This window comes from Pseudomonas sp. GW821-FHT02H06 (assembly GCF_059421525.1).
The window spans coordinates 1-10,088 of the sequence record NZ_JBWKVD010000034.1; the positions used below are offsets into that span (position 1 = coordinate 1).

A 10,088-nucleotide genomic window follows, 5' to 3' on the forward strand; every position below is an offset into this window, starting at 1 on the left:
CAAGCACCCTTGGTTACTTGGGGTGCTTTTCCAAGTAACTCGCCGAAGGCGAAACAGTCTGCCCCCAGGCAGACGCTGTTGATCTTAAAGATCTTGAAAAAGACTTACGAATCACGCCTCAAATCCGGCGGAATCGGCAGATTATCCCTCAGCGGATCAGGCCGCTTGCCACGCCCCGCCCGATACTGCCGAATCTGATAGACATACGCCAACACCTGCGCCACCGCCAGATACAACCCCGCCGGAATCTCCTGATCCAACTCCGTGCTGTAATAAATCGACCGCGCCAACGCCGGCGACTGCAACAACAAAATCTCATGCTGCGCCGCAATCTCCCGAATCTTCAGCGCCATGAAATCACTGCCCTTGGCCAACAGAATCGGCGCCCCGCCCCGCTCCGCGTCATACTTCAACGCCACCGCATAATGCGTCGGGTTCGTGATAATCACATCCGCCTCCGGAATCGCCGCCATCATCCGCCGCTGCGACATCTCCCGCTGCAACTGACGAATCCGCTGCTTGACCTCCGGCCGACCCTCACTGTCCTTGTGCTCATCACGCACCTCCTGCTTGGTCATCAGCAACTTCTTGTGCGACTCCCACAACTGCACCGGCACATCGATCGCCGCGATGATCAAAAGGCCCAGCGCCATCCACAGCGTGCTCCAGCCGACCAACTGCAAACTGTGCACCACCGCCATTTCCAGCGGCTCATGGGCGATGGACACCAGGTCGCCCTTGTCCTTCATCAGCACCACCAGCGCCACCGCCAGCACAATCAAAAACTTCGCCAGCGACTTCAGCAGCTCGATCAGCGCCTTGGGCGAGAACATCCGCTTGATCCCGGCGGCCGGGTTCATGCGGCTGAACTTGGGCGCCAGAGAGCCTGCGGCAAACAGCCAGCCGCCGAGGGAAATGGGGCCGACGAACGCCGCGACGGTCAACGCCAGCAGGATCGGCTGCACCGACAGCAACGCCGCCTTGCCCGAGGCCATCAGCATGATCGCCATGCTGCGCTCGTCGAGAATCGCCTCGCGGGTGATGGTGAAATTGTCGCGCATCAACTGCATCATCATTTCCGCCATGGAGCCGCCAAACGCCAGCAGCCCCGCAGCGCCCACGATCATCACCACGACCGTATTGAGCTCCTTGGAGCGGGCGATCTCGCCCTTCTCCCGGGCGTCGCGTTTGCGTTTGTCCGTGGGGTCTTCTGTCTTGTCCTGACCACTCTCGCTTTCGGCCATGTCAGCGCGCCTTGACCAGGTCTCTGAGCAACTGCAGGGCGTCGACCGCCAGCGGTTGGTATTGATTGAGAATGTCGCCGAGGGTGATCCACAGAATCACCATGCCCAGCACCAGCGTCAGCGGAAAACCGATCGAGAAGATATTCAGCTGCGGCGCCGCGCGGGTCATCACGCCCATGGCAATGTTCACCACCAGCAGCGCAGCGACGGCCGGCAACACCAGCACCAGCGCCGCGGCGAGCACCCAGCCCAGACGCATCACCAACAACCAGATGTCGGCAGTGCTGAGGCCCTGCCCCACCGGCAAGGTGGTGAAGCTTTCGATGATGATTTCGAACACAACCAGGTGGGCGTTCATGGCCAGGAACAGCAGCGTCACCAGCATGGTGAAGAACTGTCCGACCGTGGCGATCGATACGCCGTTGACCGGGTCGACCATGGACGCAAAGCCCATGCCCATCTGGATCCCGATGATCTGCCCGGCGATCACGAAGGCCTGGAAAAACAGCTGCAACGACAGGCCCATGCCGGCGCCGATGAGGATTTGTTGCGCGATCAGCAGCAGCCCGCTGAGGTCCAGAGCATGCACGGCGGGCATGGGCGGCAGGCTCGGCGCGACGACCACCGTGATCGCCAGCGCGAAATACAGCCGCACCCGCTTGGGAACCAGCGTGGTGCCGATGATCGGCATGGTCATGAGCAGCGCGCCGATGCGGAACAGCGGCAGCATGAACGCCGCCACCCACGTGCTGATCTGGGTGTCGGTCAACGCCAGCACAGGTTCCATCGAGGGGTCAGCCGATCACTTGGGGAATGCTGGTGTACAGATTAGTGATGTACTCCATGAAGGTGCGCACCATCCACGGGCCGACCACGATCAGCGTGACCAGCAGGCGCGGCAGGAAGCTCAAGGTCTGTTCGTTGATCTGCGTGGCGGCCTGGAACATCGAGACGATCAGGCCGACGATCAGGCTCGGCACCACCAGAATGGCGACCATGGTCGTGGTCAGCCACAGCGCTTCGCGAAACAGGTCGACGGCTACTTCCGGGGTCATGCTGCGCACTCCACGTCAAACAGGTTCATACACCACCAAAACTGCCGGCCAGGGTGCCGATGATCAGCGCCCAGCCATCCACCAGCACGAACAGCATGATTTTGAACGGCAGGGAAATGATCAACGGCGACAGCATCATCATGCCCATGGCCATCAGGATGCTCGCCACCACCAGATCGATGATCAGGAAGGGGATGAAAATCATGAAGCCGATCTGGAACGCCGTTTTCAGTTCGGAGGTCACGAACGCCGGCACCAGAATCGTCAGCGGCGCCGCATCCGGGGTCGGAATGTCGGTGCGCTTGGACAAACGCATGAACAGCTCGAGATCGCTGGAGCGGGTCTGCGCCAGCATGAAGTCCTTGATCGGCACTTCGGCCTTTGCCACGGCGTCCTGGGCGGTGAGTTTTTCCGCCAGGTACGGCTGCAGCGCATCGTTGTTCACCCGGTCGAACACCGGCGCCATGATGAACATGGTCAGGAACAGGGCCATGCCGGTGAGAATCTGGTTGGACGGCGTCTGTTGCAGGCCCAGGGCCTGACGCAGGATCGAGAAGACGATGATGATCCGCGTGAAGCTGGTCATCAGCATGACGAACGCCGGGATGAAGCTCAGCGCGGTCATGATCAGCAGGATCTGCAGGCTGACCGAATATTCCTGCTGGCCGTTGGCGCCGGTGCCCAGCGTGATGGCCGGGATGGACAACGGATCGGCGCCGAACGCCAGCGGCGCTGCAAGCAACAGCAGCAGCGTCAAAACAATGCGCATCAGTTCATGTCCTTCTGATCCGAAGTATCTGGCTTGCCCGTCGTGCCTGGCGTGCCTGCTTTCTTGCCGGCGGCACCGAAAATATTCATGCCTGGGCGTTGCCCCGCCGCGCCCTTGTTGCCCAGCGCTTCAAGCAAACGCCTGGCGAACTCCGGCTGCGCGTTTTGCGCGTCAGGGACCTCGACCGGCTCATTCATCACGTGCAGCGCAGTGATGCTGCCGGGCGAGACGCCCAGCAACACCTGTTCGTTGCCGACCTGCACCAGCACCAGCCGATCACGCGTCCCCAACGCGCGGGAGCCCACCAGCTTGATCACCTGATTGCCAGCCGGCCCTGCGCGCTGCACCCGGCGCATCAGCCAGGCCAGCACGAAGATCAGCCCGATCACCAGCAGCAGCCCCAGCACCAGTTGCAGCAACTGACCGGCCATCCCGCCGTTCACCGAACCGGCAACGGGCGCGGCAACCGCAGGCGTTGCCGTCGCAGCCGTCGTCGCAGCAGGCGCGGCAGGCGTCGCCGGATCGGCTGCCATTACCGCCCAGGACAACGCCAACAGCGGCAGGCTCGACAGGGTTCTGATCACGCCGCGCACTTAACGCAGCTTCTTGATACGTTCGCTCGGGCTGATCACGTCGGTCAGACGGATGCCGAACTTTTCGTTCACCACCACCACTTCGCCGTGGGCGATCAGGGTGCCATTGACCAGCACGTCCAGCGGCTCGCCGGCCAGACGGTCCAGCTCGATCACCGAGCCCTGGTTGAGCTGCAGCAGGTTGCGGATGTTGATGTCGGTGCTGCCCACTTCCATGGAAATCGACACCGGGATATCCAGAATCACGTCCAGGTTCGGGCCGTCCAGCGAAACTGCGCCGTTGCTTTTCGCCACGCCGCCAAACTCTTCCATCGTCATGCGATTGGCGTTGTTGCCGGCGTCGGCCGCCAGCAGCGCGTCGATGTCCGCTTGCCCGTCCCCGGATTCACCCAGTGCAGCAGCCCACTCGTCGGCCAGAGCCTGGTCGTCTGCGGAAGTCATATCGTTGTCATTAGCCATGGTTGTCCTCGGGGAACATTGATTCGTTTACGCAGCACATTCGTTTTGCCGGCGACGGAGCGTCAACGGCGTTCTATGGGTTCGACGACTTGCAGGGCCAGGTTGCCCTTGTGCGAACCCAGTTTGACCTTGAAGGACGGCACGCCGTTGGCGCGCATGACCAGGTGTTCCGGGAGATCGACCGGGATCACGTCGCCCGGCTGCATGTGCAGGATGTCGCGCAGCTTGAGCTGACGCGTAGCGACCGCGACGCGCAACGGCACCGACACGTCGAGCACATCCTGCTTGAGGGCGTTGACCCAGCGTTCGTCCTGATCGTCGACGTCCGACTGGAAACCGGCGTCGAGCATTTCGCGCACCGGCTCGATCATCGAATACGGCATGGTCACGTGAAGATCGCCGCCACCGCCGTCCAGTTCGATGTGGAAGGTGGACACCACGATCGCTTCGCTCGGACCGACGATGTTGGCCATGGCCGGGTTCACTTCCGAGTTGATGTACTCGAAGTTGACTTCCATGATCGCCTGCCAGGCTTCCTTCAAATCAATGAACGCCTGATCCAGCACGATGCGCACCACGCGCAGCTCGGTCGGGGTGAATTCACGGCCTTCGATCTTGGCGTGGCGACCGTCGCCGCCAAAGAAGTTGTCCACCAGCTTGAACACCAGCTTGGCGTCGAGGATGAACAGCGCGGTGCCGCGCAGGGGTTTGATCTTGACCAGGTTGAGACTGGTCGGCACGTACAGCGAGTGCACGTATTCGCCAAACTTCATCACCTGCACCCCACCCACGGCCACATCGGCCGAGCGGCGCAGCAAGTTGAACATGCTGATACGGGTGTAGCGGGCGAAACGCTCGTTGATCATTTCCAGGGTCGGCATGCGTCCGCGGACGATGCGATCCTGACTGGTCAGGTCATAACTCTTTACGCTGCCAGGCTCGGCAACACTATCGGTCTGTACCAGACCGTCGTCGACGCCATGCAGCAGCGCGTCGATCTCATCCTGGGACAGCAGGTCTTGCACGGCCATGTCGTGGTCCTACTGCAGTACGTAGTTAGTGAAAAGTACCTGTTCGATCACGCTCTTGCTCAGCTCTTTCTGGCCCACTTCCTGGACCACGGCTGCCGCCTTCTGGCGCAGCATTTCCATGCCCACCGGCGTTGCGATGGTATCGAATGGCTGGCCGGAGAACATCATCACCAGGTTATTACGGATGACCGGCATGTGCGCTTTCAACGCTTCAAGGTCGGCGTGGTCGCGGGCCAGCAAGGTGATGCTGACCTGCATGTAGCGCTGACGACCGTTGACGTTGTAGTTGACGACGAAGGGCGGTGTCAGCGGTTCGAAGATCGCCTCTTTTTTGGCATTCGCCGCTTCCGCAATGGCGGCGGCGTCCGGCTTGCTTTCGGCCTTGTGCATGATGAACCAGGTCGCGCCTACCGACACACCAATGGCCAGCAGCAGCCCCACCACAATGAGGATGATGACTTTCAACTTGCCCTTTTTTGCAGGGTCCGCCACTGCTGCGTCGTCACTCTTCGCCATGCCAATAATCCGTCACTATCCAAGGGGTTCGGTGTTGCGTGACAGAGGAAGAGCAAGGGTTGTGCCACATGGGCAGCTTCAAGCTGCAAGATGTAAGCGGCAAGCTAAAGCAAAAGGCGGCAGAGCCCGAGAAACCGGGGTCTCCCACGCACTGCCGCCCTTGATCCCACTTTTACTTGCCGCTTGCCGCTAACCCCTTGCCGCGACTGACAACGCCCAAGCGTTGGCAGGGCGTTTTCAGGCGTAATAATCAACCGCGCTGGAACCCACCACGGTCAGCGGTGCGCTGGCAGCCGCCGAGGCAGCGTCCACCGGAGCACCGTCGGCGATGAGGTCGCTGCCACTGGCACCGTTGACGCGGCTGCCGCCGCCGTTGCGCTGACCATCGCCACCAGACTGCTGCTGAGCCTGTTGCTGCCACCCCTGAGACTGGTCAGAGACGTTGACGTTGACCTGGCCCATGCCCTGCTGGACGAAGGAATCGCGCAGGCGAGACATCTGGCTTTCCAGCGCTTCACGCACGCCAACGTGGGCGCTCATGAAGGTGACCTGGGTCTGCTGGTCCGCCGCCATATTGACGCGGATGTCCAGACGGCCCAGTTCAGCGGGCTCCAGCTGGATGTCCGCCTGTTTGAGGTTCTGGCTCGACAGGTACATCACACGGTTGACCACGCCTTCAGTCCATCCCCCCTGATTCATCGCCAATGGCTGATTGAGCAATGGCGTGGCCGGAGCCGACGCCGAGGTGTTTTTCACCTGCGCGGCCTGGGACAAGGCCGCCAGTCGATCGGCGAAGTTGTCCACTCGCGTATCGCTGGTGGCGGCCTTCACGTCTTTCAGGCCGTCAGCCAGCAAGCCGCTGAAGGCTTTGTCGCCGCCGCCTTCGGTGGTGCTCTTGTCCACAGGCTGGTCGCCCAGCGCCGCCAGGTTGGTGGCCAGCAGTTGCGAAGGATCGGCGTTCGGGTCTTGCTTGCCCCCACCTTTGCCGTCGCCCTGCACACCGTTGTTCTGCGCCGTCTGCTGGGCCTTGTTTTCCAGGGCGACCTGCACAGCGGTCAAGCCTTCCAGCGGATCGGCGTACGGATCGAAATCGTCGCCGGCAGCGTCGGTTGCGTCGGTTGCAGCGGTCGGCGCCTGCACCGCAGGCGGCGGCATCACGGGCAGCGTGCCGGCGAGAAGCGCCGGATCTACCACTGGCTGAACGGGAGGCGCGACGGCCACGGGCTCTTGAACCGGCGGCGTGACGGCCAGTGTCGGGTCCGGCACAGGGTCTACCGACGGCGCATCCGCGAGGGTCGGGTCTTTCGCATCATCAGTGCCGTCATCCTTGTCGTGAGCATCGCCTTTCCCCGCGCCGGCCTCATCGTCGGCCTTGCCGTTCACCGGCTTGGCAGGCAAGCCATTGCCGTTATCGGCAACGGTCTTGTCGGCGGCGGCAGACGTATGGCTGGCGGCAGGCTTGTCGTCGGCTGCCGAACTCTTGGCGCTTGCCGGCTTGGGCGCCGGATTATCCGCACCGTGAGACTTGACCAGTGCCTGCCTGGCGAATACGTCAGAAAAGCTGGAACTGCTGTGCTTGACGGGTTCCGGCGCCTTGGTCGGGGCATTATTCCCGGCTTTCTGGGCTTTGGCCGCTGTCAAAGCCGTCAGTAATGGGTTGGTGGCGAGCGCCATGTGAATCTCCGCAAGAGCACAATTACAGACAGACAAAGCAAATGGCGGGCCAGGTAGCGAGAGAGGCTGGATTAAACGTGAGTCCGAGGCAGAAAGCCGGAGGGGAACACCCGGCTCAGTGGCTGGCGTGGCAGAGCTGCAGTTCGTCTTCGAAAACTTTCCTGACGGCGCAGAATTCCTCTTTGATCTCGAACACCAGACGCCTTATCCGGGCGTCATCCGCTGTCACCATGCCGCGCCCCTGCTCTTCGAGTTGCAGGCACAGTTCTGACAAATGCGTGGCGCCCATGTTGCCGGTGCTGCCTTTGAAGCTGTGGGCCATCAGGCCGAGGCGTTGCAACGAGGCGCTGGAGGAGGCAGTGAAGGAAGGGTCACGCAACAACAGGGTCATGTCGTTGACCCGATTGATGGAATCGGAAATGAACACCTGCAGCAGCGCCGGGTATTCAGCTTCCATCACGTCACGCAGCGTGCTGAGCACGTGGAAGTCCACAGGATTATTCGACACTTGTTCACTCCTTGATCAAGACGCGGGGATTATGCCAGACCCTCCCAGGCAAATTCCACGCTGGCCGTCCGGCCATCATCGGACCACCGACAGCGGTCGCTGAGCTGCCGGACCAGCGCAAGGCCGCGCCCGGACAATTGGGTGACCGCAGGCGGCAGCGCCAGCACGCGATCGGAATCGAAACCCGCACCACTGTCCTGCACCCGCACCGTCAGGCGACCGCCCTGGCCGTCCGGGACGATCTGAAAATCGATGCGGATAAAACCGTCCACCAGACGATCGAGGCGTTCGGCGCGTTGCTGGTAGTAAAGCCCAAAACCTGCGGCGTCGCGCTTCAGCGCCGAGTCGAGCCCGAGCACGCCATGCTCCAGCGCGTTGCTGTACAGCTCCGACAGCACGATATACAGCTCGCTGCTCTGCATGCGCAAGCCATGTACCTCCTGCAGCAGTTGCAACAGATACGGCAGCGGGTTGAAGCGCTTGAGCGTTGCCGCGCGGTACTCGAACGACGCGGACCAATCCAGCGGGCTGGAATCGCCGCTGTCGGTATAGATGACCGAGGGCGGGCCAAGCAGGTCAGGCTCGGTGAAGGCCACTTCGACCATGCTCACATCGTCCCGCGCCTGGCCGCGAAAGCGCGCCAGGGCCCACTGCACTTCTTCGATCAGCAGCGCCGGGTTGCGGTTGCTCACCAGCACATTCTGCAGACGCCGGGCGCCGAACAGTTCGCCGTCCTGCCCGGTGCTGTCGACCACGCCGTCGGACAGCAGAAACACCCGGTCCCCCGGCCCGAAGGGATACACCTGGGTGTTGTCGTCAAAGCTGCCGGCGCTCAAGACACCGAGGGGCACGTTGGACGAAATCAGCGGCGTGTGCGGCCGGTCGTCGCCATGCAGCAGGTAACCATCCGGCAGGCCGCCGTTCCAGACCTCGACCAGTTGCTGCTTGAAGTTCAGGGACAGCAACGCGGCGCAGCAGAACATGTCGACGGGCAGGATGCGTTTGAGCTTGGCGTTCATCTCCCGCAGGGTTTCGGACAAGCCGTACCCCTTGGCGGTCATGCCGTAGAACACCTCGGCCAGCGGCATCGCGCCCACCGCCGCCGGCAAACCATGGCCGGTGAAATCCCCCAGCAGCAGGTGCATGTTGCCGGACGGCGACCACGCGGCCAAAAGCAAATCGCCGTTGAACAGCGCGTAGGGCGATTGCAGGTAACGGATGTTGCGTGAACTCAGGCACCCGGAGTGGGCGATCTGGTCGAACACCGCCTTGGCCACGCGCTGTTCGTTGAGCAGGTATTTGTGGTGGCGGGTGATCAGGTCGCGCTGGTGCAGGACGGTTTCCTGCAGCACGCGAAGGCGGTTCATGGCGTTGATCTTGGCGGCCAGCACCACTTGGTTGTAGGGCTTGGCAATGAAGTCGTCGCCGCCGGCGTCGAGGCAACGGGCAAGGTCTTCGCCTTCGGTCAGGGACGTCAGGAAGATGATCGGGACCAGCGCGTCACCCGCGAGTGTCTTGATCTGGCGCGCCGCTTCGAAGCCGTCCATGACCGGCATCATGGCGTCCATCAGCACCAGTTGCGGCCGCCGACGCTCGAACAGCCCGACCGCTTCGGCGCCGTCGCTGGCGGTCAGGACGTCATGGCCCTGGCGGCTGACGATGGCGGACAGGAGCATCCGGTCGCTGACGTTGTCATCAGCGATGAGGACCGTCAGGCGATCGGAGGCAGGCGAGATCATCAGGCGATTTTGAAGAGTTTGGAGAAGCTGGAGATGGTGAGGATTTTGTGGACGTCGGCGGTGCAGTTGACCAACTGGACTTCGGCTCTTTCGCCGCCGGCATGGTCGCGCAGCAGGAGGAGCATACCGAGCGCTGAACTGTCGAGGTAGGTCGTGTCTTTCAGGTCAACCGTATAGCGTTTGGCCTCGTGTTCTTTTTCGTAGGCGCCACGAAAGTCCTGGTGCTTCGAGAAGTCGAAGCGTCCTTTGATGGTGATGGTCAGCTCTTGGCCATCTTTGGAGCGTTCGGAGGTAACTGACATTGGCAAATTCCTTGTATGAAACAGCGCCAGACGCTTGAGTTTTAGCAGCCCTTGTGAGGCGTGGCAAATCGTTAGCTTTTACTTGGCTTTCAGGATCAAGAGGGCCCGCCTAACGGCGGACGTTTCGCCTTCGGCGAGTTACTTGGAAAAGCACCCCAAGTAACCAAGGGTGCTTGCTCTCGGTTGGGCCCTTCGTTC

11 protein-coding genes and 1 pseudogene are annotated in these 10,088 nt (G+C 61.9%); all 12 read right to left on the reverse strand.

What is annotated here, in order from left to right:
- Positions 1-104: 104 nt before the first annotated feature.
- Positions 105-1,244, reverse strand: coding sequence for a flagellar biosynthesis protein FlhB (gene flhB / locus AC07VF_RS26270; RefSeq protein ID WP_192174150.1), 1,140 nt, complete (start codon positions 1,242-1,244; stop codon positions 105-107).
- 1 nt (position 1,245) lies between these two features.
- On the reverse strand, positions 1,246-2,031 hold the full coding sequence (gene fliR / locus AC07VF_RS26275) for a flagellar biosynthetic protein FliR (protein ID WP_495010020.1): 786 nt from the start codon (positions 2,029-2,031) through the stop codon (positions 1,246-1,248).
- A gap of 7 nt (positions 2,032-2,038) precedes the next feature.
- Positions 2,039-2,299 (reverse strand): flagellar biosynthesis protein FliQ, encoded by a 261-nt coding sequence (gene fliQ, locus AC07VF_RS26280; protein ID WP_495031067.1) that lies wholly within the window; start codon positions 2,297-2,299, stop codon positions 2,039-2,041.
- A gap of 25 nt (positions 2,300-2,324) precedes the next feature.
- The gene (fliP, locus tag AC07VF_RS26285) at positions 2,325-3,068 is read right to left on the reverse strand and encodes a flagellar type III secretion system pore protein FliP (protein ID WP_192174149.1); all 744 of its coding nucleotides are present in this window, start codon (positions 3,066-3,068) and stop codon (positions 2,325-2,327) included.
- Between the two features lie 119 nt (positions 3,069-3,187).
- Positions 3,188-3,661: pseudogene (gene fliO, locus AC07VF_RS26290) on the reverse strand (flagellar biosynthetic protein FliO); the annotation flags it as partial.
- Positions 3,662-4,120, reverse strand: a complete 459-nt coding sequence (gene fliN, locus AC07VF_RS26295) for a flagellar motor switch protein FliN (protein WP_192174148.1) — start codon at positions 4,118-4,120, stop codon at positions 3,662-3,664.
- Between the two features lie 62 nt (positions 4,121-4,182).
- The gene (gene fliM, locus AC07VF_RS26300; RefSeq protein ID WP_133775890.1) at positions 4,183-5,151 is read right to left on the reverse strand and encodes a flagellar motor switch protein FliM; all 969 of its coding nucleotides are present in this window, start codon (positions 5,149-5,151) and stop codon (positions 4,183-4,185) included.
- A 9-nt stretch (positions 5,152-5,160) separates the two neighbouring features.
- Positions 5,161-5,667, reverse strand: a complete 507-nt coding sequence (fliL, locus tag AC07VF_RS26305; protein ID WP_192174147.1) for a flagellar basal body-associated protein FliL — start codon at positions 5,665-5,667, stop codon at positions 5,161-5,163.
- Between the two features lie 237 nt (positions 5,668-5,904).
- Positions 5,905-7,341 carry a flagellar hook-length control protein FliK gene (locus AC07VF_RS26310; RefSeq protein ID WP_495010021.1) on the reverse strand — a complete coding sequence of 479 codons (1,437 nt, stop codon included), beginning with the start codon at positions 7,339-7,341 and terminating at the stop codon, positions 5,905-5,907.
- Between the two features lie 115 nt (positions 7,342-7,456).
- A complete protein-coding gene (locus AC07VF_RS26315; RefSeq protein WP_282373637.1) occupies positions 7,457-7,849 on the reverse strand; it encodes an Hpt domain-containing protein in 393 nt (130 codons plus the stop codon).
- A gap of 29 nt (positions 7,850-7,878) precedes the next feature.
- The gene (locus AC07VF_RS26320; protein WP_495010022.1) at positions 7,879-9,588 is read right to left on the reverse strand and encodes an ATP-binding SpoIIE family protein phosphatase; all 1,710 of its coding nucleotides are present in this window, start codon (positions 9,586-9,588) and stop codon (positions 7,879-7,881) included.
- Positions 9,588-9,890, reverse strand: a complete 303-nt coding sequence (locus AC07VF_RS26325) for an STAS domain-containing protein (RefSeq protein WP_192174143.1) — start codon at positions 9,888-9,890, stop codon at positions 9,588-9,590. Before AC07VF_RS26325 ends, AC07VF_RS26320 begins: the two co-directional genes overlap by 1 nt.
- Positions 9,891-10,088: the final 198 nt, after the last annotated feature.